The organism is Bacillus sp. RK1064 (genome assembly GCF_051488405.1).
In the GTDB taxonomy this organism is placed as follows: domain Bacteria; phylum Bacillota; class Bacilli; order Bacillales; family Bacillaceae; genus Bacillus.
Window position 1 is genome coordinate 803,524 of the sequence record NZ_JBPSCZ010000001.1, and the last position, 22,479, is coordinate 826,002.

Consider the following 22,479-nt stretch of genomic DNA (forward strand, 5'->3'; position numbering starts at 1 on the left):
GTCTCGCGGTACCACCCTTTTAGACAAGCGCTATGAAACAGCCGCTTATCCACTCTAAAATCGTAACGTGATCAGACGCCTTTTCTTACTCATTCATTTCAGAAAAGGAACTAAAGGGGTGATCTCATTGCAGCGTCTCGTAATGTCAGGCTTCCACCATCCCTGATTCGCTTTATTACGCATATGACAACTGCGAGTGTCCCTTTCAAACGTTTATCTCTTGTTAATTTATGATGGTATTATATGCAACATCTGCACGTCATGTCAAGATGATGCGCTTATTCTTTTTCGTCAAAGACAGCGTCAACTTCATATTCCAGTAAATGATCCCAATCGTCATTTTTTAGAAGATCAAGCTGAGCTTCGATGAGCATTTGGAAGCGAGTTCTAAAGACCTTCGACTGCTTCTTCAGTTCTTCGATTTCCATCGCAATCTTTCTTGATTTTGATAGCGCTTCGTTGATAATACGATCTGCATTTTTCTCTGCTTCACGAATAATCAATTTCGCTTCTTTATCAGAATGACGTTTGACGTCTTCTGCTGCTTCCTGCGCCACAAGAATTGATTTGTTTAATGTCTCTTCAATTGTCGCAAAATGACCTAGTCTTTCGTCAAGCTCGTTTACTTTTTCTTCAAGTTCGTTCTTTTTGCGAAGCACGATTTCGTAATCTTTACGTACTTGGCTTAAAAACTCGTTTACTTCATCTTCGTCATATCCGCGAAAGCTTTTTGTGAACGTTTTATTATGAATATCATTAGGTGTTAATGGCAACCTCGCCACCTCCAGATTCAAGTTCGTTATGTCAGAAGCTCAAATGTTACTTTAAATTTATCTTTTTTGGTCTTCCCATCAATCGTTTTCAAGCTAAATCGGCCAAATCCCCGTACAGAGAGCTGATCGCCTTCGCCGATTGTAAAGGAAGGGTCCTCAGTGACTTTCCAATTAACTTTGACAAGCCCATTTTTGACCAAAAGCTGTGCCTTTTGCCGAGACTGACGGCTGATTGCAGCACATACCGCATCAAGCCGCAGTGAAGAAATGGTATCTTCTTTGATGTCAGTCTTGCTCATAACCGGCTTTAAATCTGCCTGCGTGATTTCCTCTAATGAAACGGAGGCTCTGCCGACATGTGTCAGCTGCGCCCGAACAAAATCGGCGACATCACTTGTACAAATAAACTGCACATCTTCCTCTGAAAATAACAGATCTCCGAATTTTTGACGCTTCAAGCCTGTCCCAATCAGTGAACCGAGAAGCTTCGGGTGTTCTAACGAAATAAACTTTTTCGCATAGTTCACCTGAAAATAAGACAGCTCAACATCGTGAGTAGCCGGTTCTAAATATTCAGGATAAATGAGAGCTCTTTTGCGCTCCGCTCCTTCATACCCGCCAAAAAACATGATCCCAAGCTCATCAGCATGCTGGATGACGGACTCGGTAATAAACTGCTCACGCGGATCAAGAAAGTCTGTTAATTTCATTCGATACTGGTCGAGTGCGATTTTTTTCCAGCCTAACACTTGGTCGACAAATGGCTGTTCGTCTTTTCTAAAATGTTGATAAATATCGCTCATTTTGTTCCCCTCTTATGTAAAAGAGCCTGGCAGCGCCAAGCCCGGCAGCCTGTCTACATGAAGCGTACAATCATATTGTAAAGACCAGTTAGTCCATATGATGATGCAAAACGAATCACAAGCAATGCCACAATTGGCGAGATGTCAATCATGCCAATTGGCGGAATAATTTTACGAAATGGTTCTAAATACGGTTCGCAAATATTTGTCAGAAAACGCCCAATCGATGTTTCTCTTGCAGATGGCACCCATGACATAAAGATGTAAATAATAATCGCGAATGAGTAAATCGTTAATACAGTCTGTAAAAGCTGGAAAATGTAATATAAAATCACTATGATTTACCACCTCTGAGGTTCTTCCTCTGTCAAAAGTTCTGATATTGTGCCAGATACATCCACATTATCAGGTGTGCAGAGGAATATATTCGAGCCAATGCGCTGGATGTCTCCACCGATTGCATAAACAGTTCCGCTTAAGAAGTCAATGATTCGCTTTGCTTGATCGTGCTGAATGCGCTGCAAATTCACGACGACTGCACGTCTGTTTTTAATATGGTCTGCAATCTCTTGCGCTTCTGCATAAACACGCGGCTCACTTAACACCACTTTAGAGGATTTCTGCAAGCTTTGCAAGCTGACGACATTTTGTTTTCCAGTCTGCGGACGCTCTTGAAATGCCGCTTTGTCCTTCGTTCCTTTTTCTTCTTGGACTGGTTCTCTTTCTTCATCAATATATTCGTACTCATACTCTTCATCGTCGAGAGTGAAAAAGCTTTTAAACTTATTTTTTATGCTCATGTCACGCACCTCCTGTTTCATTTCCAACAAGTGAAGAGCCAATCCGAACGAATGTCGCACCTTCTTCAATTGCGATTTCAAAATCATTTGACATGCCCATCGATAAATGCTGACAAGGTGCATTTACTTGGTTAAGATGTTTTACTTCTTCTTGAAGATTTTTTAATGTTTGAAAGCAGTTTCGTATCACAGTGTGATCATCTGTAAATGGAGCCATCGTCATCAGTCCAGCAATTTCAATCTTTTTGAAATCAGCGAGCTGCTTCACAAATGGAATCACGTCTTCACTTTGTAAGCCGTGTTTTGACTCCTCCAGCGATGTGTTTACCTGTACAAAACAGCGAACCGTGTGATCCGCTCTTTTTTCAATTTCATTCGCAAGAGACATCCTGTCGAGCGAATGTAAGTAGTCAATTGTTTGAATGACAGATTTTACTTTTCGTGTTTGTAAACTGCCGATGAAGTGCCAGCTAATGCTTTCATCGGTTATGGCCGCTTGTTTTTCAAGTAACCCTTGGTCACGATTTTCTCCAAAGTGCAAAATTCCTGCTTCCTTGGCTTCTTGTGCTCGCTCAATCGAGACATACTTTGTGACAGCGACGACCGATACATCCGCTGGGTTCCGGCCGGCTCTTTTACATGCTTCGTTTATTTGTTCATTTATTTGTCTGAGATTCTCTCGTACATTCAATTGCACTTATGCCTCCTTAAACCCGACAAAAGACATCATACGTCCTGTTTTCCCTTGATCACGGCGGTGTGAGAAGAAAAGCTGATCACAGCAGCTTGTGCACATCGAACTGACATGTATGTTTTCTTCTTTCATCCCTGCATGAAGCAATACGTTTTTGTTTAATGTTTTCAAGTCTAATTTATATTGTCCCTGTGAAATCTCGGAATACACATCCTCTGTGGAAAAGGGAAGCTGTTTCACTTGATCCATGACCACGTCATCGACTATGTAGCAGCAGCTGCCAATGGATGGTCCAATGACGACTTGTATTTGATCGGTCTTGGCACCTTCTTGGTTGACCCATAGATCTACCATCTTTGCACCAATTTGCTTGACGGTTCCTTTCCATCCGGCATGGGCTGTTCCGATGAGTCCATTTTGCGGAGCTAGAAAATAAAGCGGAACACAATCGGCGAAACAAAGAGCGAGCATCATGTTCGGTTCAGACGTATATAAGCCGTCTGTTCCAGACAGTGCCTCATGATAATGAAGACTTCCTCTTCCTCTTTGCTCCTTGGTGACTTTCTTGATGCGGTCATCGTGTGTTTGGTCTGCAAACACCCAATCAGAGAGCGGCACAGCAGTAGCATCTGCTATGACTTGACGATTCATTTGGACACTAGAAGCATCATCTCCTACATGGAGTCCAGTGTTCAATGATTGATATGGAGAAAGGCTGAAGCCGCCATTTTTTGTCGTAAATCCGGCCAATACCTCTTTACCAGAACATGTCATGTTCGTCCAATCATGAATGGTCATTGCATAAGGTGATTTCTGCTGAAAGGGGTCATATTTGTGTGTCAAAGCTGCCCTCCCACCTTTCATTCATCTCTCTTTATTTCGCTCCTATTTTACCACAAGACATGCGTAGACAGTTAGTGGGATTCATTAAATATTACACTCAAATGTGCCCTTTCTACAGGTTTTTTTTCAAATTGATATGAAAACGTAATCTTTTTACCCGAAAAAGACATTGTTTGCTAAGAATGGAGAGCTTATTTTAAGGATCATTGAATGATTCATTGAGGAGTTATACGAATTTTAAGAAGACAATCGGACAAGTATCACATCTTCGCCAATTTTTACTATATTTCGCCACGGCACAATCATTTCCTCTTCTTTTCCGAAAAATCCCATCATTTTACCTGTGCCGCCGATAATGATCGCTTGTATTTTACCGCTCGTGACATTAATATCAATGTCCCCAATGGTGCCTAGTTTTTTTCCGCTCGACACATCGACGACATCCTTGATTTGGAATTCAGAAATACTGATCATCTGTCCTTCCCCGCCTTTCGTTTTCTACTATAATATGTATGATGGAAAAGCAGGGATACAGACCAATAGTTTCTTTCATCTACAATTTACTTAAGTGAGGACGGCCATTTCTCCACATCACATCTACCGGACATTCAAAGAAGGAAGAAAGCAAATCGCTTGTAATCATCTCTTTTGTTTCTCCTTGATCAAAAACAGTCCCATCTTTTAATAATAAGGTGTGCTGAAAAACAGGCAAAATCTCTTCTGCATGATGGGTCGTATAAAGTAAAGTAGGCGCATCAGGCTTTGAAGCAATGAATGAGATGGTCTCCAGCACCTGTTCTCTTGCTAAAAAATCAAGACCCGTCACAGGCTCATCTAAAATCAAGAGCTTGGGATCATTCATTAAAGCCCTCGCAATCAGGACTTTTTGCTTTTCTCCTTGTGAGAGTGTTTCATATGTCCGGTTCGCATATTTGAATGAACCAAATGCTTTTAATAGATCAATGGCTTTCTCTCTTATCTCATCTGTCGGGGTTTCATAAAGCCCGATCGAAGCAAATGCTCCGCTGAGAACTATTTCAAATGCATTGTCGTCTCTGTGCAGTTTCTTTTCAAGTCCCGCAGAAATGAGGCCAATTTTCTTCCTGAGCTTTTCGCCAAGCGCCTCCTTGCCAAAGACATGTCCCAGCACGGTCATCTCACCTGACGTGGGGAAGTAATATGAGCAGAGCATATTTAATAAAGCGGTTTTTCCCGCACCATTTAAACCGTAAAGCACCCAGTGCTCCTCTTTGTTCACCTGCCAGTCAACAGATTGCAGCAGCCATTTCCCATTTCGTTTTAAAGAAACATCCTTCAATTCAAGTGACACCATCATTTCCCCCTGAGTAAAAATTCTGAATAAACAAATAATGAATGTTTACAGCATATCGCAATTGCTCTTTCTGGTAAACCTCACATAAGAAAAGCTGCTCCTTTTACGGAACAGCTTTTCTTTATCGTTACGAAATTTCAATTCGTACGCCTTCTTTTATATCAGGAAACTTGTGCGGAGATGCAAAGACAGCTCCCGGTAATACATCATCAAACGGCTCTTGGAAGTAGATCGAAATATGGCCGAGCTCTTTAAAGTTGTCATTTGCTTTATTGCCGAGGGCTGTGATCGTGTACGTTTGATCGCCCACTTGAATGGTACCGCCCAGCTTCAGCGGCTCTTCTTCTAAATGTTCGAACTCATGAATGACGGACATATCTCTTAATTCCTGCGGCGCTGCGGGTCCAAATAAAACAATCAGCTTATCTTCTTTAAATTGCGGGACTAAGATCCCAATTTCTTTTACGACAGATTGTGTTACCATGTATCTCGATTCCTCCTTTAATACGTTTAATACATACCGAAGCTGGCAACGTATGCGATCACAACAGATAGAACCCCTGTAATGAGACGGCTATACAAAACAGCTGGTACCCCATATTGTACCGTTTCCGGCTTCGCTTCACCAAGTGACAGACCAACTGGAATGAAATCACACCCTACTTGACCGTTGATGGCAAATAGTGCAGGGAGTGCAAATTGAGGCGGGATATTCCCTAGTGCAATTTGACTACCAATGAGAACACCGATGACTTGTGCAATGACTGCTCCAGGTCCTAAGACAGGCGATAGGAACGGCAATGTACAGACCACGACGAGCAGTAAGAGCCCCCATATAGATCCTGCCAGTGGTGATAGAAAATGAGCAATCAAGTCACCGATTTTTGTATAATTGATAATTCCAATTAACATACTGACAAATGCCATGAATGGAATAATGTTTTTCAAAAGCATATCAACGGAATCACGGCCAGCCTGATAGAACGTACCGGTGACTTTCCCAATTCCTCTTGAGAATCTCATGAGGAAATTACCTTTTTCCTGACGCTCGATATTTTCCTCTTTCAGTTTTGAATAGGTTTCTTTGAAATTCTCTTTGTCAATCGGCTCACTGTTTTCTTGACCTTCTACTTTCGCCTCACCATCAGATGCTTCCGCAAAGGAAATATCCTTTTCTGTTACGCCTGATACGAAGATATCCTCTGTAATATGTTTTGCAAGCGGTCCAGAAGGAGAGGATGCCAAAACGTCTACAGTTGGAATGCGCTTCATTGGATAAAGTCCGATTCGCGCAGTTCCACCGCAGTCAATGACAACACACATCATTTCATCTTCTGGTATCGAGTTTTTAAAGCCGTCACATGCTTCTGTCCCTGTCATTTCTGCAATTTTACGAGCAACTGGGTGAATGCCTCCCCCTGTAATGGAAACAACCTTTCTTCTTTTACCAGTCGGTTCAAGCTCCAAGCCTTTTCCCCATCCGCCAGCACCTTTTGCAACAAATACTTTGTGGTTTGTCATGTCTAACCCTCCCCTATTGTGAATTCGCTTTCATTTTTCCTGCCAAGTATTTTGTAATCCATTCAGTAATGATGCCGCGAAGTAAAATGACGACGATCCCGACTAAGAAGTAACGAACAGCAAGTTCTGACATTGAATATCCTGCTTCTTTAATCCCGTTTGCAATCCCTAAGTAGACAAACAGTTCTCCTGCATTGGCATACGGGAACAGTGATGTCACCGGATGAACAAATGAAACAGCTGAATCATAGAATGCTGGTTTTTGTTTTTCAGGTAAGAAGCGGCCAAACGTATAAGCCATTGGGTTTGTCAAAATAAGAACAGATAAGATCGGCATTAACGTGTAGCGCAAAATCGTATATTTCGCTGCAAACTGGATCGCTCTATTCACTCGCTCTTCTCCAATAAACTTCATGACAGCATAAGTGAAAGTAAGTAACACAACAAGCGTTGGAACGATGCCTGTAACAAGACCCATGAATTGCTTTCCGCCGGCTTCAAACATTCCGATAAAGTGCTCTCCAAACCATTGAATCCATTCCATGTTTCATCTCCCCTTTCTCTAGTTCACATTTGTTATATTTTTTTTCGAAATCGAGACAAGTGCTTGTTCAGCCGCCATGGAAAGTGCGTGCATGACAGCTGGCCCCTTTTTGCGTTTTTTCAATGTCTGCTTCATCATATGGTGCTCGTCTAGCACTGCACCAACATGCTTTCCTTCATATGAAGGAACTTCTTTAAATTTAGATAAGATCGACACACCGCCAAGCACATGGCATTTTTGAATGATATAAGATTCATCCACAATGATGAGCGCTATGGCTCCAGGGCCAACTTTGCGCCGTTCCATTCCCGAAAACAAGTGATAGCCTTGCTTCCCTTTGTAGTCATCAATAAGTGAATCCATGCTCTTGCGGTAGTACTTGATTTGAATAAAAGATAACCCATACTGCACAATGAGAATGATACAAAGTACGATTGCTAATTTTTCCATAGCTTCACGTCCTTATGATTGAAATAAATGATCTTGTAATGAACGCAGCTTCCAGACCGTTGTGTTTGAATCAAGTTCTACATCATCATGAGTCAGGAATTGTCCTAATTTGATGTCTTTTTTCGCTACGACTTTTCCGCTGATTAAGCCAATTGGAATGTGGCCGTTCGTTTTCATGTCTTGATGTGTTTCAAGTACACCTCTTACGGAGTACCCGCCAATTCCGTCAAGTGATTCCCCTGCTTTAATCTCTCTTTTCGCAACAGCTACTGTTTCTGACACTGGTACACCAAATGGGTGGATGGATGAATCATGCTGTAAGACCGCTTTTGCGATGGTGACAGGTGTTTCAAGACTGGCTAAGTGGAAAGGACGGTAAAGTGTGTAGTGCGGACCTTTTCCAACTTTTAAATAGCGCAGTTCTTCATCCACTGGCTCAAGATCACTCTTGACGATGACAAATACGCCTGGTGCAAGTCCATTTACATATTCAACGACTCCGAAGTTATCCAGCACGCCGCCTTGCTGTTTTTGATTCAATTTATCTGCTACATTCTCTAAATTCGCTTCGACTCCGTGCATACCGACTTTATCAGGCAGAAGCCCTGTCGCATTACTTAATAAGTTCATTTCGGCCATTGTTTTTGTGCCGTCCTGGAATGCAGCCAGCATATGTGCACTCATATGTTTACTATCTGCTTCTGCTTTACACGTATCTGGATTTGCTTCTGGGAAGAATGGGTTGTTCTTTCCTTTCCCGGCAACGAGCACCTCAAGACCCATTGTTTTCGCAAATTCATATAATTCTAGTGTTGCTGCTGGTTCGTCTCCAGCTGATCCTGAGTAAACAAGCCCTGCATTTGTGAATAACTTATGCATGACCAAACCGATAGTAATATCAACTTCTACATTTAAAAGAACGAGATGTTTTTTCGAATTAAGCGCTTCCAAAGAAATGTTTGCTCCGACCTCTGGGACACCTGTTGCATCTACTACAACTTCCACGAAATCTGATTGAATCACTTCTCTGTAATCATTTGTGACAACCATTTGATGCGGCTTCGCATGCTGCTTGTAGAAATTTGCTGCCTTTTCTGCTGCACTAAGGTGAATATCACAAACACCAGCGACAATCATGCCTGGAATTTTAGAAATTTGTGAAATGAGTCCAAAGCCCATTTGGCCTGCTCCAATAATCCCTACTTTGATCGGGTCTCCACTGCGTTCTCGAGCTAACAACTGTTGATAGATTGACATCTAAATCATCCTTTCAGGTTTTCTTGCTTCTCAATAGATTGCTAGAAATATAATCTGAAACTTTTAACAAATGTTATAAAAATTAACAAAAATCTGTTTCTTGTAACATTTGTTATTTTATTTATCATTTGTTATGAACTTAGTTTATATGATGTGTCAACTTTGTGTCAAGCTAAAATCGATAAAATTTTCAATCTTTTTGAGTCTTTAGACTCAAAAAAAACTACCTAATGATATTAGGTAGTTACAGATTCTTGACAAAGGGCTAAAATGATCTTCATTTTAGCCCTTTGTCTTCTTTTCAGCGTGATAGAAAACCTTTGCAGTCTAGGAAGGACGAGTACCGGAGCGGAGCGAATTTGATATTCGTGAGCACCGGCACGCAGGACTGACACCGAATGCGAGGGTTTATCTACACGCTGACTACCTAATGATATTAGGTAGTTACTTTAATAAGGCATCTCCTGTTCGTTCATCGGTAATTAATACATGAATTAATCCACCTGCTAATGCCGCCCGGATCGCTTCAATTTTCTCTTCGCCACCAGCGACACCTATGACAAGCGGAATTTCTTTCAGCTTTTGCGGGCTTATGCCCATCACCCGGTCGTTCCATGGGTGGGGATATACTTCCCCTTGATGATCAATAAAGTTATAGCAAATGTCACCTGCTACATCCTTCGCTTGAAGGATGTCCTCCTCGCCGCTTGTCATATAAGATTTCACCATCGTTGAATGCTGCGGAACACCGCCAATTCCGACAACCGCGATATTTGATGATTCTCCTAGTTCAATCACTTTTTTGATCGACGGCTGCCGGATCAGTACATCTTTCGCTTCTTTCGTATCAAGCATGACGGGTACATGTAAAAACTCACATTTAGATTTGAGTGCCTCTGTGCATCTCGCAATAATATAGTTAGCGTGGATATCGACATCTTCATTTCCCACACCTCCGACAAGCGGAACAAATGTCACGGATGGATAGTGCTGAACAGAGGTAAGCGCTTTCGCCATTTCATGCAGCGTTGTCCCTGAGGAAAACCCGATGACTTGTCCATCTTTCATCACTTTTAATAAAAAGCTTGCTGCCGCGGCACCGATTCGGCTTTTGGTTGTGTCTTTGCTAAGCGTTTCCACACAGACGACTTCTCGCAGCCCATATTTGCGTTCTATTTTTCTTTCTAACGATCCATACTGTTGATTGACTTCATCATGAATAATGATTTCCACGATTCCTGCTTCACGTGCTTTTGCCAAATATTTCGATATGAGCGAACGGCTAACCCCAACAGCTTCTGCAATGTTAGATTGGGTGGCGCCTTCTTCATAATACATATGCGCAACCTTAATGAGCAGCCTTCTTTCATCATGGAATGTCATAATAACCCTTCTTTCCGCTTAAGTGTTCCCTAACAAATGATATCTAAAATAACATTTGTTAAAAACAGATTAAATGAAAAAAATAACCGAGTCAATACTAGAGGCGTGTTCTCTAACAAGAATGAAAAAAGCCGCACATCAAGCGGCGGCTTTAAAAGATGTTTTTATTCATTTGTTTGATGGCTGCTTTTTCAAGCCTTGAGACTTGTGCTTGAGAAATCCCGATCTCTTCAGCGACTTCCATTTGCGTTTTGCCCTGGAAAAAGCGTTTACGAAGAATCATTTTTTCCCTGTCGTTCAATCTGCGCATGCCCTCTTTTAAGGCCAATTCTTCCACCCATTGTGTGTCTTTGTTCCGTTCATCACTAATTTGATCCATCACATAAATCGGATCTCCTCCGTCATTATAGATCGGTTCAAACAAAGATACAGGATCTTGAATCGCATCTAGGGCAAAGACAATTTCCTCATGAGGCACTTCCAGCACTTTGGCAATGTCTTCTGCTGTTGGCTCCTTGCTTGTCTCACTAATCAGCCTCTCACGGACCTGAAGTGCCTTATAGGCAATATCTCTTAGTGAACGAGACACCCGAATCGGGTTGTTATCACGCAAGTATCGACGGATTTCTCCTATGATCATAGGAACCGCATAAGTTGAAAATCTGACATTGTGGCTTAAATCAAAATTATCAATTGATTTCATTAATCCGATACAGCCTACTTGGAAGAGATCATCGACATACTCGCCTCTGTTGTTAAAACGCTGAATCACACTTAAAACCAACCGTAAATTGCCATTGACTAGCTTTTCTCTTGCTGTATCGTCACCCTCATCTTGCAGCTGTCTGAACAATTTTCTCATCTCGTCGTTTTTCAGAACAGGCAGTTTGGAGGTGTCGACTCCGCAGATTTCCACTTTATTTCTGGACACTTTTTTCCCTCCCTACAGGAGCTGTTGTACAAAGTTCAGTATCTCCTTGGGATGGAAAAATATGCATGAGCGATGACGAGAATCATGTGAAAAAATGGTTATCCCTTTGGCAGTACAGGGATCGAGCTTTCAAAAAATTTTTTTAGACCATTTTATTAAATTCTTTTTGTAATCGTTTAATGATTCTTTTTTCAAGCCTCGAAATATACGACTGGGAAATCCCAAGCATGTCAGCGACATCTTTTTGGGTTTTTTCCTCACCGCCGACCAAGCCAAATCTCAGTTCCATGATCTGCTTTTCGCGGTCATTTAATTGCTCCAGCGCTTTTTTCAGCAGTTTTTTATCTACATTTGCTTCAATATCCCGCGTGATAATATCATCATCTGTTCCAAGTACGTCTGATAAAAGCAGTTCATTTCCGTCCCAATCAATGTTGAGCGGTTCATCAAACGAGACTTCTGAACGGATTTTATTATTTCGCCTCAAGTACATCAGAATCTCATTTTCAATACATCTCGAAGCATATGTTGCCAGCTTGATCTTTTTTTCAGGGTTAAATGTATTGACTGCTTTGATCAGGCCAATGGTTCCGATACTAATTAAATCCTCGATATTAATACCTGTGTTTTCAAATTTCCTTGCGATGTAAACGACTAAACGCAAATTTCTTTCGATCAGAATCGCCCTTGCGGTTTGATCACCTTTTGGTAATTTGACAAGCAGTTCCTGCTCTTCATCCTTTGATAATGGAGGCGGCAGCGCTTCACTTCCACCAATATAATAAATTTCATCACTCTTTAGACCTAGCTTCATGAGGAGTTTATACCAGTAGTAAGTGAGTTTAAATTTTAATTTTTTCATCTTCTTCTCCCTTCTAAATGTCAAGTTGACCTCGTAAGATAAAAGACATCACCAAAAAACTACGACACCCCCTGGATGATTTTCCCGTCTAACATATCTGGATGAATGATGGATTGAAATTCCTGATCTGCTGATAAACCGCTCAGACTCAACCCTACAAAACACTTGGCCGGCTGAATCATATGCGTCTTTGAATAAATGACGACAGTATCTGGTTTTAGGCATAGTAGAAAACCGTGATCATGACCGACTGCTCGATATGGAACAAGTCTTAATCGATCAAGAAGGGGAAATTGATCATCGATCTTTTGCATCACTTCAACAGGATGAGACTGTTTCATCAGCTCTATAAATGGCTCTCCGCAAATGGCCGTTAGCTGATCGGCCTGGACGATCATGACAGGTGTTTTTGTCATAGGATCATACAGCTGATTGCCAGAATCGACGAGTCCATTTAAGCGGATGGTCTCCCCGTGAATGTGTATCTCTACAAGCACTTGTTCATCATACTGTCTTTTTTTCGCACCAACCTCTCCTAATCTTTTCTTTGAAAACAGCCATATCGCAGGAAAGCCGGTTAAAACAAAAAGCCAGCTAATCGGATCACCAAAGCCATCATTTTGTGAAATGAGCAGGCCATCTTGGATCACTGTGTTGGTTTGCAAAAACGAATGAACCCCGATCATGCCTCCTCCCATCAAAAATGTTACAAAGTAAAAAGCAAACAGATTTTGAAAAAAGGAACGAAATCTTTGAAAACCAAAGGTTGCAAGAACGATGAAGACAGAAAAAAATAGTTTGCCTAAAGGGTGTGACACAACCATTGCAAATGGTGTAAAGAGCAAGAGAACAATGCTCGATCCAATGAGAGCTCCTAACATATATCGCCTTTTTTTTACTTGTCGTTTGAGAATAAATGCAGTGAGTAAGAGAAGCAATAGATCAAAACAAAAGTTTAACAGCCAGATCACATCTAAATAAATGACCACCTTCTGCTCCTTTCATCTGAAACAAAGAATCAAAAGCAGTACTTGCACTTGTTTGTACCAGTATAAAACAGTCAAGAGATGGAAGTCTGTCAATTCTTGTTGGGGATGATAGAGAACTTTTGGTGGATTGTTATTGTTTTTGTCGAGGAATGAGAGCGCGAAGCAAGAGAGTGTTCTTCTGGACAAGCTTTCAAACAATTGCTCGAAAGAAAAAAAGACACGCTCCTGGAAATCGTGTCTTTTGTTTAAGTTACTTTTCATTGATGTTTAATGTGCCTGAAGCCTTTTGTCTTGTGACATTTCCATAATCATCTCGCACAATTACTTCAATGACCGCACCTTTTGCTTTGGAGGTAGAAGTAGCTGTCCAGTAGCCTTCATATGTTCCGCTAGATACTTCGCGAAGCGGCAGCTCTGTTGTATTTTGAAGCTTTGATCTCGCGTTTGTCAGCGGCATGTGAATAACAAACGTTGCGTCTAGCTTTTCCCTGCTGTTAAATGAAATTTTAACAGACTCTCCTGATGATAGATGGACATTCTCTGCTGGAGTCAGCTTAGAAATTTCAGGTGCCTCGTATTGGACATCGATATTGACTTTTTTAGTCGTTTTGTTTCCTGCTGCATCTTTCGCTGTTACTTTTATTGTATTTTTCCCGTTCTCAAGCAGTATTCTTGCGGAATATTTTCCATCTTTTACGGTTGCCTTTTTTCCATTTACAGTGACTTGATCAAGATGATCATCTGTGACCTTTCCTTCTACAGTGAGTGATTCTTTATTAGACTTTCCCCCTTTTTTAGGTGTATCTATGGTGAGCGCTGGAGCTGTTTGATCAATGATCACCTTTACTGGTTTGGATCGTTTCGTTGCGCCTTTATCCGTAACAGTCGCAGCTGTGAATACATGCTCTCCACTTGAAACTGTGACCTTTTCTTTGAAAGCGCCTGACTGATCTGCTTTCACTTTGGCAATCTCTTCATCGTTTTGATAAATCGCTACATCAAGCCCAGGGGAGGCTTTGCCTTCAATCTCCAGTTCACCTTTGTTCGAAATGGTTCCGGCCTTCGGAGATATAATCTCTGGCACATCTGCTTCATAGTCAACAAGCGCCCGAATCATATAATTCCCTTCTTCTTTTGGAGAAGGAGAAAAAGCACCGCTTGTCAGCTGCCAGCTTCTTTCAGCATTTGGACCATCTTCGTCCGTTGCAAGTCCTGGAGACTCCGTATTCTTTTTCGTTTGAATATAGACAAGATAGAAATCTCCATCCACCGTAATGGCTTGATCTTCTAAATCTACTTTTGTCCATTCACCATTACGCAGCGCATTCGCTTTTAGAGGTCCTGCAATTTTCTCCCCTGGAGCTCCATTCTTCCCAGAAGCATCATACACCTCAACCGCAAATTCATTCCCGCCAGGAGCTGGCCACTCTGATGACCAGAAACGGAAAAGCCCCCCTGTGAGTTGCGCTTGTTTCTTCCCCTTTTCTAATGAAAACTTCACAGCCCAGCCATTGCCAGGATCATAGAAGGCTCGCGCATTTTCAGCTGTTCCGTCATCGTAGCCAATTTCACCAGCAAAGCCGATGAATGGCTCCAGCTGAATGGCTTTTTTAACCGGCTTTTCTGTCACATCTGCTGTAAAAGAATAACCTTTAAACCCTTTCGCAAATACTTTGACGGTATAGACACCGCTCAATGCCTCTAGAGAAAATTCGCCAGCTTCATCTGTTTTCACCGGCTTAATTTTCGCATCCTCTACAAGATAAACCGTGGCATCCTTTACTTTTTCACCCGTTTCTTCATTGACAATTGTACCGGATATCGTTCGTTTCTTAAGTGGCTGTAAGGCGAAATTTGCCTCAGCCGTTTCATTTGAAGAAATATTGACTGTTTGTTTGCGTGATTCAAACCCGTAAGCTTCCGCTTTCACTGTGAATTCCCCTGCACTGTGAGTAAGCTGATATCTCCCTGTCGCTTCATCTGTGTAAGTTGATTTTCCGCTTTCAAGAACACTAATTTCCGCTTTCATAGGAAGAGCTTTGAAGGACGGAGCATCAAGATTTTTTTCCTTTTTCAATTCTTTTGTTTTTGCAGGCTTCTTATGTGGATGTACAGCCTTTTCTTTTTGAGGCAGGGCTTGATCTGTTATTTTCATATCACCTAAATTAACATCTTCGTTTGTCACCTGTCCTTCAATCGTGCCAATTCCATCTGTTAATGCCGTAATCGCCTCTTTTGCATCAACTAAACCTGCCCCATAGCCATTGTTAGGGGATTCCGAGAATTGCTGATCAGTCAACGGCTTCGCTGTATCAATGAGAATTTGTTCAATCTCTTCAACAGAAAGATCTGACTGTACTTGGCGAAGAAGAGCCACAACAGCTGAAACATGCGGACCAGCCATCGACGTCCCATTCCAGCCATCTTCATACCCTTTCCCTGGAATGGATGAACGAATGTTTACCCCTGGGGCCGCAATATCTGGTTTCATGACGCCATATGGAGACGGACCTTGCAGCGAGAAAGACCCCAATTTGTTGTCTTGATCCGTTGCACCCGTTGCAAAGGCCTCCTGATAGTTCGCAGGATTTGCAATTGATCCCTCACCACCAGGGTTAAATAAATCGGTATTGCCAGCTGAAAACTCTGGGAAGATGTCCGCCGCTCTCCAAGCATTGACCACATCTTTATACCAATCATCAAGACCAGGCCCACCGCCCCAAGAATTATTGACGACATCTGGTGCCTTTTCTGGATGTGGGTTTCCGTCCTCATCTTTTGGTGCTAAAATCCACTCTCCTGCGTCAAGCAGATCAGCATCTGTACCACCATCTTCTGAGAAAGCTTTCACCGCAATCCATTTTGCGCCTGGTGCGGCTCCGATCTGATTCTTTCCATCTGGCTCAGAGCCAACCATCGTTCCCGTCACATGTGTACCATGCTCTAAATCGTCGTATGGCGCTTCAGATCCTGTTGTAGCATCGTACCAATTGAATTCATGAGATGGATCATTCGGGTGTGCTGGATCAAATCCGCGGTATTTTTCCTTTAAAGCAGGATGATCCCATTCCACTCCTGTATCAATACTTGCCACAACAGTACCAGTACCGTCATAGCCTAAAGCCCACGCTTCTGGAGCATGAACCTGAGAAATGTTCCACTCGACTCCATCTACTGCTTTCATTTGTTTTTTCTGCTTAGACGTCTTCAAATCAACGGGGCGATGAATTTGACGGGTTTCATTCGGCAGCACTTGATCTACTTCTGGGAAGGAAGCCACCTTTTCCATGACTTCTTTCGTTCCCGTCACCGCTAGACCATTCACAATATAGTACGAATGAATCTCCTTCACTTGCTTTTTCTTTTGTTCCTTTTGTAAATACGTAAGCAGCGCTTGCTGCGTCTCCTCAGACGTTGCTCTTAATTCTGATACGACAGCTGATCTTTTTGTGTACTGCGTTCTAGCCGCTGTTAATTTCTGTTTTTTGGCTCTGGACACAGCTTCCTTCGCCACTTTTTGCGTATTTGTTTGCTCCTTCATTTTGATTAAAAAGGTCACCTTGTCATCCTGCTGAAACTGCTTCATTAATCTTGATGAGATCTTTGCTTTTGTTGTCTTAGAGGAAACAGCCTCCTCCTGATATGAGGTAGAAGTCGATTTTGCTTGAACCATCCCAAAGCTTGTCATCGTTAAAGTACCAATCACCATAAGACTCATCAAACGATAGCCGGCGGTCTTGCGAAACTTCAATTTCAATCAAATCCCTCCTCCTCAAATGGCCAAACAGAGTATATGTCTCACTCCTTTCCTTCATTTGTTCATGACAAGATTCATGGTGTTCTTTTTAATGTAGTCAAATAAAGTTCATCATCTTGTCGTTTTTTGTAAGAGGGATTAAAAATGATTCTTTTTTCTTAAGCACCTTAAGTCAAATTACATATGAAAGATGAAGTGGCTCTCACACATTTAAGACTTTTTGATTAGAGTCCCCTTATACGTTGAGACATGAAAAAACCCCTTCCAATGGAAGGGGTTAAGCTATACTCGATTAGCGTTTATTGCGGTTGCGTAAGAACGTTGGAATGTCCAGCGTATCATCACTTGATTGTGTATTTTGTCTCGGCTGAGATGATGGCTGCTGATGTTCCTCACGTTTTACTTCACGTTTTTGAGGAATGGATTGATTTTGCTTTAATCCTTGTCCTAGTGGATTTCTTTGTGGTTTTGTCACTTCTGGCTCTTGCTCAATAAATCCAGTTGCGATCACAGTCACCACAATTTCATCCTTCAAGTTATCATTGATGACAGACCCGAAAATCATGTTTACATCTTCGTCAGATGCAGAAGCCACAATATCCGCTGCTTCTTGCACTTCATAAAGACTTAGGTTTGTGCCACCCGTAATGTTCATGATGACGCCTTGAGCACCATCGATCGCTGTTTCTAGAAGTGGTGAAGAAATGGCTTTCTTCGCTGCTTCAGCAGCACGGTTTTCACCTGTTGCGACACCAATACCCATAAGAGCCGAACCTTTATTGGACATGATTGTTTTCACGTCAGCAAAGTCAAGGTTAATCAGACCTGGTGTTGCAATTAAATCGGAAATCCCTTGAACACCTTGTCTAAGCACGTTATCTGCCGCGCGGAATGCTTCCAGCATTGGCGTGTTTTTATCAACAATTTCAAGCAAGCGATCGTTTGGAATCACGATTAATGTGTCAACTGCTTCTTTCATAGAAGCAATTCCTTCAACTGCTTGAAGCTGACGCTTTCTTCCTTCAAATGTGAAAGGACGAGTCACGACTCCAACTGTCAATGCACCAGAATCTTTTGCGATTTTTGCAATGACAGGTGCAGCACCCGTACCAGTTCCACCGCCCATACCAGCTGTAACGAAGACCATGTCTGCGCCTTTTAGTACTTCTTCAATCTGCTCTTTGCTTTCCTCAGCAGCCTTCTTACCGACCTCAGGATTCGCACCTGCTCCAAGCCCTCTTGTCAGCTTAGCACCGATTTGCATTTTAGTTTCTGCTTTTGATAGATTTAACGCCTGTGCATCTGTATTGACTGCAATAAAATCGACACCTTGTACGTCATTTTCGATCATTCGGTTGACAGCGTTATTCCCGCCGCCACCTACTCCGATTACTTTAATTGATGCTAGGCCGTCTATATTTGTTTCAAACTCCAACATGCTGAATCCTCCTAATCCGTCGAAAATCTAATTCTATTCCCAGAACATATTAAATAGTTTTTTCATTTTGCCCGGTTTTTTATTTGTCTCTTGTTGTGCTTTTTGTTTTACTTTCGGTCTTGGCTGCGCTTCTTTCACTTGTGGTGCAGAAGAAACCGGCTCCATGGATGCGCCTACTTCATGAAACGCCTCATCTGGCATTTGGAATCCAACCTGTCTGCCCTGAATCTTTGCATTGCGATAAGCAAAGTGGATCAGACCCACTCCTGTCATATATTGAGGCTCTCTCACCCCGATATAATTCGGACTTGCAATCCTGACATTGTTTTGCAAGACCGTTTGTGCAAGAGAAAGGATACCTGGTATGGCTGCCTGTCCACCTGTTAGAACGAATCCACCAGGCAAATCATGGACACCCATATTTCTTAATTCCTCTGCCACAAAGAGCAGGATTTCCTCCAGCCGCGCTTCAATAATGTTAGCCGCATCAAGTTGTGTATACGTTTGTTTTTGATCGGTACCGATCACAGAAACTTCAAATGTCTCCTCAGTCGATGCCTCATCATAAAACGCATGCCCAAATTGTTTTTTGATTCGTTCAGCTTCTTCAGTGGAAGTTCTAAGTCCTATAGACAAATCTTTTGTAATGTTCTCTCCGCCCAAAGGGATACTGTGAGTAGAATAGAGATGCCCGTTTTCAAATACGGAAATCGTTGTAGATCCGCCGCCAATATCGACAAGAGCTACCCCGAGATTTTTTTCATCTTTCGATAATGCTGCTGAGCCCGATGCGATTGGCTGCAAGCAAATATCCATAATTTCAATTCCAGCTCTTTCTACACATCGGAGCCAGTTATGTAGAATCGTTTTAGAACCTGTAATTAACGATCCTTCCACCTCTAGCCGAACACCAAGCATTTTTTTCGGATCTGTGATCTCATCTCTTCCGTCGACGATAAATTGTCTCGGAATCACGTCTACGACGAGATGTTCTTGAGGAATAGATACTACTTGTGCTGCATCTAAGACACGTCTCACATCTTCAGCATGTATTTCTTTGTTTTCACTAGATACTGCGACCACGCCGCTCGTATTCTGAATATGAATGTGGTTTCCGTTAATTCCGACAATCGCCTTTTGTAAAGGAAATCCTACCATTCTCTCAGCCTGTTCAAATGCTTGTCTAATAGAATGAACTGTCTCATCTATATCAACAATCGATCCTTTTTTTAACCCCTCTGAAGGGACATTTCCAACACCTATAATGTTAAGCGAATCATCCGCCATTTCTCCGACGATGACTTTTATATTGGATGTACCGATGTCAAGGCTGACGTAAATTTCATTGTTGTTCATTCTATGGCACCTCCTCACATATCAATACTTTCTATTCTATTATTTGCTGAACAACAATACAATGAATGTGTTTTTACAAGTGTGTAACAAAACTTAAAAAATCAACATTTTTTATTAGGATTACTGAAAATATTCGTTACATCATATGTATATCCTTTTTTATGACTCACTTTTTTTCTTTTTTTCTCTTGAAATTGTCCATTTTGTTAGTAAAATTCTTCTGATAACTGCTATATTTTGAAACAATCTAACGCCGAATGCAAACATTCCGACTAAGTACAAGTCTACACCAAGATGGACGCCCAGAAAAGCTAAACTTATTGCGAGTATAATATTAAAGAAGAAGCCTGATACAAACACTAGTTCATCGTATGCCCCTTGCAGATGTGCTCGGATTCCACCAATCAATGTATCAAGCGCAGCAAGTACAGCGAGGGAAAGATAGTTAGAATACTCATTCGGTATCGTAAAATTTGTTAAGAAACCGATCGCAACTCCTATGATTAAGCCAAGTACAGGAAGCCACATTAAGATTTTCCCTCCTTTACATCTTCAAGAGGCTTCAATTCATTTACTTGAATTGCACCGTCATATGCTTTTAAATGGATTTTTTTCTTCGGCTGGCTCATACTCAAGCTGAAGTTTTCCTGAGCAAACAAATCACCAATATCTGATACATTTAAACGGCTGTATAATTTGTCGGCCTGCTCACTAATCATTTTAATGTTGACTTCATCACTATCTAAGCTGTAACCATCTATTTTTGTCGTGCCATTAATATCTCGAATCACACTTGTATTAATTACACGGCGATCATTGATGGAAATATGTTTTGCCCCAAACATATTGGCTTCATTAATTAACTTTTTCAGAAGATCAGGCGGGATATTTTTCACTTCTTCTCCGGTAAGGTCCTTTGAAAAAAGCTGAGAAATTTCAATTTCAATCCCCTCCCCTTCCACTTCTGTAAAACCAGCCTTTTCTTTTAAATCTTTTAACGTTTTTGTTAATTGTGCTTCTTTTGATTGATCTCCTTGATGACCATATTTTTTTAGCATCTCGTCGTATTTATCAATTTCTTTGAGCAAATCCAATTCCTTACTTTTAGATGCAGATAAATCCTCTCTCAGTTCCCAAACATCACGAGTATCACGAACTTTGGGCTTTTGTAAAGAATTAAACTGGATGGAGACCATGATGCCAAATATGATCATTAAAGCTGTTAAACTAAGTAAAGGCTTCTTTTTCCTCAACACCACTCACCTTTTCACTTTTAATCTTTGTTTCTTAAAAGAGGGTTCATACGAATATCCGTTTTCTCAATCGTCATTGAAATGTGATCACTTGTCAGCTGATCGACCACTCCTCCTGCAATATTTAAAGCAGGTATTAACACAGCCGGATCTCCAATACCAGAAATGACAAATGGTGCTGGATGCTGAACACCATCAACTGTGACAACTGGACCATTACAATGTATGTATGATTGGTGTGTGATTCTTTGCCCATTAATAGATACTGCAGAAGCCCCTGATATAAATAGTTCGTTTATCACATGAAAAATGTGGCTCTCATGCACAATGTAATTATTGACATTTTGTCCACTCGGGATATAAGATGCATCTTCAAGAGATACTTTGACCCCTTTTCCTTTTACACCAATCTCTCCTGTAAACATTCTGTATTTCTCAACATCTTCCAGTACATTAAAATACTGCTCTTTTTCATTTTTCAAATTGGACTCTGTCGCTTGAACCTTTGATTGAAGACTATATAATTCTTTTTCGAGTTTCTGATTCGCCTTTTCTTGCTTTGTGAGCTGACTTTTCAGAGAGTATTCTTTTTTCCATTGCTCTGTTCGAATGACATCTGCCTGATGCTGCTTTGTATATTGGTATGAAAAAGAAATCAGAAAACCAAGAACAAGCATGACAATTGAGAATATAACTGTTTTGCCTCTCAACGCTCATCTTCCTTTTTCTTAGATTTAAACGCTTCAAAATACGTAGCGACTTCCATATGGATTGTGCCTTTTTCAGAAGACGAAAGTTCTTTTACAATGGCTGGATAGGTTTTCATTTTATCACCGAATGTTTTAATTGATGCAATCACAGTGTTTCCGTCATTCATATAAAATTTAACTAGCCACTGGTTTGAATTTGTCGGCACATAATATACTTCTGAGATGAGTTCCTGAATAGAGGCTGGCAGCTGATTTAAAGATCTAACGGTTTGCTTCAGCTTCTCCTTATTGTCCCAATCGACAAAAATAGGTCCTGCATGACTCGGTGTAACTTCTTCTGGTAAAGCGGTCCCATTTTCAAGAAGCTCATAATATAGATTTCCCTTTTGAAGATACGCAATATTTGCATATTCTTTGACAGCAATACTGACCTTATTTGGGAAATGTTTTTTGATCCTAACGCTTTTAATCAGTTTATTTTGTTTAATATGATCTGCTGTTATATCTTTATTTAAATTCCAAAACTCTGTTTCGCCTTCTTTAATTTGTGAAAGTTTAACAAGCTGTTTTGTAGAGACATGCTCGTTACCTGTGATGGTTAAAGAAGAAATTTTGCTGATAGGTGTCTGCAAATAAATAATAATTAAAACCATGATAAAAAACAGTAGTATAAAAGAGATCAGTCTCCGATTCGCTTTTTGCTTCCTTTGTTCTTTAATTTTAGGAATTCGCTCTTCTATATTGACGATCTTTTCATTTTCATGATCAGGCCGCATATATAC

At 41.2% G+C, this 22,479-nt stretch carries 24 protein-coding genes and 1 other annotated feature (1 of these 25 only partly in view); all 24 genes read right to left on the bottom strand.

Features of this window, described 5'->3' with window-relative positions; genetic code table 11:
- Window positions 1-219 (bottom strand) — a binding site (T-box leader) (it extends 19 nt beyond the left edge of the window).
- 59 nt (window positions 220-278) lie between these two features.
- The gene (locus tag ACSSTM_RS04215) at window positions 279-773 is read right to left on the bottom strand and encodes a DivIVA domain-containing protein (RefSeq protein ID WP_003211323.1); all 495 of its coding nucleotides are present in this window, start codon (window positions 771-773) and stop codon (window positions 279-281) included.
- Window positions 774-799: 26 nt separating this feature from the next.
- Window positions 800-1,576, bottom strand: a complete 777-nt coding sequence (locus ACSSTM_RS04220) for an RNA-binding protein (RefSeq protein ID WP_420734935.1) — start codon at window positions 1,574-1,576, stop codon at window positions 800-802.
- Between the two features lie 53 nt (window positions 1,577-1,629).
- Entirely contained in the window at window positions 1,630-1,911 is a 282-nt protein-coding gene (locus ACSSTM_RS04225) for a YggT family protein (RefSeq protein ID WP_095285147.1), read from the bottom strand.
- A gap of 6 nt (window positions 1,912-1,917) precedes the next feature.
- A complete protein-coding gene (locus tag ACSSTM_RS04230; RefSeq protein WP_034662521.1) occupies window positions 1,918-2,376 on the bottom strand; it encodes a cell division protein SepF in 459 nt (152 codons plus the stop codon).
- A 1-nt stretch (window position 2,377) separates the two neighbouring features.
- Entirely contained in the window at window positions 2,378-3,067 is a 690-nt protein-coding gene (locus ACSSTM_RS04235) for a YggS family pyridoxal phosphate-dependent enzyme (protein ID WP_066031761.1), read from the bottom strand.
- Window positions 3,068-3,073: 6 nt separating this feature from the next.
- Window positions 3,074-3,913: a peptidoglycan editing factor PgeF gene (pgeF, locus tag ACSSTM_RS04240; RefSeq protein WP_437404001.1), complete on the bottom strand. Its 840-nt coding sequence runs from the start codon at window positions 3,911-3,913 to the stop codon at window positions 3,074-3,076.
- Window positions 3,914-4,150: 237 nt separating this feature from the next.
- Window positions 4,151-4,387 carry a YlmC/YmxH family sporulation protein gene (locus ACSSTM_RS04245; RefSeq protein ID WP_008344958.1) on the bottom strand — a complete coding sequence of 79 codons (237 nt, stop codon included), beginning with the start codon at window positions 4,385-4,387 and terminating at the stop codon, window positions 4,151-4,153.
- Between the two features lie 79 nt (window positions 4,388-4,466).
- Window positions 4,467-5,246, bottom strand: coding sequence for an ABC transporter ATP-binding protein (locus tag ACSSTM_RS04250; protein WP_437404002.1), 780 nt, complete (start codon window positions 5,244-5,246; stop codon window positions 4,467-4,469).
- Window positions 5,247-5,373: 127 nt separating this feature from the next.
- Window positions 5,374-5,730 (bottom strand): PTS glucitol/sorbitol transporter subunit IIA, encoded by a 357-nt coding sequence (locus ACSSTM_RS04255; protein ID WP_106037784.1) that lies wholly within the window; start codon window positions 5,728-5,730, stop codon window positions 5,374-5,376.
- 26 nt (window positions 5,731-5,756) lie between these two features.
- On the bottom strand, window positions 5,757-6,767 hold the full coding sequence (srlE, locus tag ACSSTM_RS04260) for a PTS glucitol/sorbitol transporter subunit IIB (protein ID WP_034662527.1): 1,011 nt from the start codon (window positions 6,765-6,767) through the stop codon (window positions 5,757-5,759).
- Window positions 6,768-6,780: 13 nt separating this feature from the next.
- Window positions 6,781-7,311 (bottom strand): PTS glucitol/sorbitol transporter subunit IIC, encoded by a 531-nt coding sequence (srlA, locus tag ACSSTM_RS04265; RefSeq protein ID WP_003210918.1) that lies wholly within the window; start codon window positions 7,309-7,311, stop codon window positions 6,781-6,783.
- Window positions 7,312-7,329: 18 nt separating this feature from the next.
- Window positions 7,330-7,761 (bottom strand): transcriptional regulator GutM, encoded by a 432-nt coding sequence (locus tag ACSSTM_RS04270; protein WP_034662530.1) that lies wholly within the window; start codon window positions 7,759-7,761, stop codon window positions 7,330-7,332.
- A gap of 12 nt (window positions 7,762-7,773) precedes the next feature.
- Window positions 7,774-9,018: an NAD(P)H-dependent oxidoreductase gene (locus tag ACSSTM_RS04275; RefSeq protein WP_437404003.1), complete on the bottom strand. Its 1,245-nt coding sequence runs from the start codon at window positions 9,016-9,018 to the stop codon at window positions 7,774-7,776.
- Window positions 9,019-9,462: 444 nt separating this feature from the next.
- Window positions 9,463-10,401: a sugar-binding transcriptional regulator gene (locus ACSSTM_RS04280; RefSeq protein ID WP_034662535.1), complete on the bottom strand. Its 939-nt coding sequence runs from the start codon at window positions 10,399-10,401 to the stop codon at window positions 9,463-9,465.
- 151 nt (window positions 10,402-10,552) lie between these two features.
- Window positions 10,553-11,332, bottom strand: a complete 780-nt coding sequence (sigG, locus tag ACSSTM_RS04285; protein WP_003211879.1) for an RNA polymerase sporulation sigma factor SigG — start codon at window positions 11,330-11,332, stop codon at window positions 10,553-10,555.
- Window positions 11,333-11,474: 142 nt separating this feature from the next.
- Window positions 11,475-12,194 (bottom strand): RNA polymerase sporulation sigma factor SigE, encoded by a 720-nt coding sequence (gene sigE, locus ACSSTM_RS04290; RefSeq protein WP_007499746.1) that lies wholly within the window; start codon window positions 12,192-12,194, stop codon window positions 11,475-11,477.
- A gap of 59 nt (window positions 12,195-12,253) precedes the next feature.
- Complete coding sequence (gene spoIIGA / locus ACSSTM_RS04295; RefSeq protein WP_034662538.1) at window positions 12,254-13,183, bottom strand: sigma-E processing peptidase SpoIIGA; 930 nt, start codon at window positions 13,181-13,183, stop codon at window positions 12,254-12,256.
- A 250-nt stretch (window positions 13,184-13,433) separates the two neighbouring features.
- Complete coding sequence (locus ACSSTM_RS04300) at window positions 13,434-16,940, bottom strand: S8 family serine peptidase (protein ID WP_437404004.1); 3,507 nt, start codon at window positions 16,938-16,940, stop codon at window positions 13,434-13,436.
- Between the two features lie 292 nt (window positions 16,941-17,232).
- Window positions 17,233-18,378, bottom strand: a complete 1,146-nt coding sequence (gene ftsZ / locus ACSSTM_RS04305; protein WP_024424252.1) for a cell division protein FtsZ — start codon at window positions 18,376-18,378, stop codon at window positions 17,233-17,235.
- A gap of 33 nt (window positions 18,379-18,411) precedes the next feature.
- Window positions 18,412-19,734 carry a cell division protein FtsA gene (gene ftsA / locus ACSSTM_RS04310; protein WP_034662541.1) on the bottom strand — a complete coding sequence of 441 codons (1,323 nt, stop codon included), beginning with the start codon at window positions 19,732-19,734 and terminating at the stop codon, window positions 18,412-18,414.
- Window positions 19,735-19,893: 159 nt separating this feature from the next.
- Window positions 19,894-20,262, bottom strand: coding sequence for a small basic family protein (locus ACSSTM_RS04315; protein ID WP_003210988.1), 369 nt, complete (start codon window positions 20,260-20,262; stop codon window positions 19,894-19,896).
- The gene (locus tag ACSSTM_RS04320) at window positions 20,262-20,987 is read right to left on the bottom strand and encodes a DUF881 domain-containing protein (protein ID WP_066030945.1); all 726 of its coding nucleotides are present in this window, start codon (window positions 20,985-20,987) and stop codon (window positions 20,262-20,264) included. The genes ACSSTM_RS04315 and ACSSTM_RS04320 overlap by 1 nt, the downstream gene beginning before the upstream one ends.
- A 20-nt stretch (window positions 20,988-21,007) precedes the next feature.
- On the bottom strand, window positions 21,008-21,697 hold the full coding sequence (locus ACSSTM_RS04325) for a DUF881 domain-containing protein (protein ID WP_060596192.1): 690 nt from the start codon (window positions 21,695-21,697) through the stop codon (window positions 21,008-21,010).
- Window positions 21,694-22,473 (bottom strand): cell division protein FtsQ/DivIB, encoded by a 780-nt coding sequence (locus tag ACSSTM_RS04330; protein ID WP_060596191.1) that lies wholly within the window; start codon window positions 22,471-22,473, stop codon window positions 21,694-21,696. Before ACSSTM_RS04330 ends, ACSSTM_RS04325 begins: the two co-directional genes overlap by 4 nt.
- Window positions 22,474-22,479 lie beyond the last annotated feature (6 nt).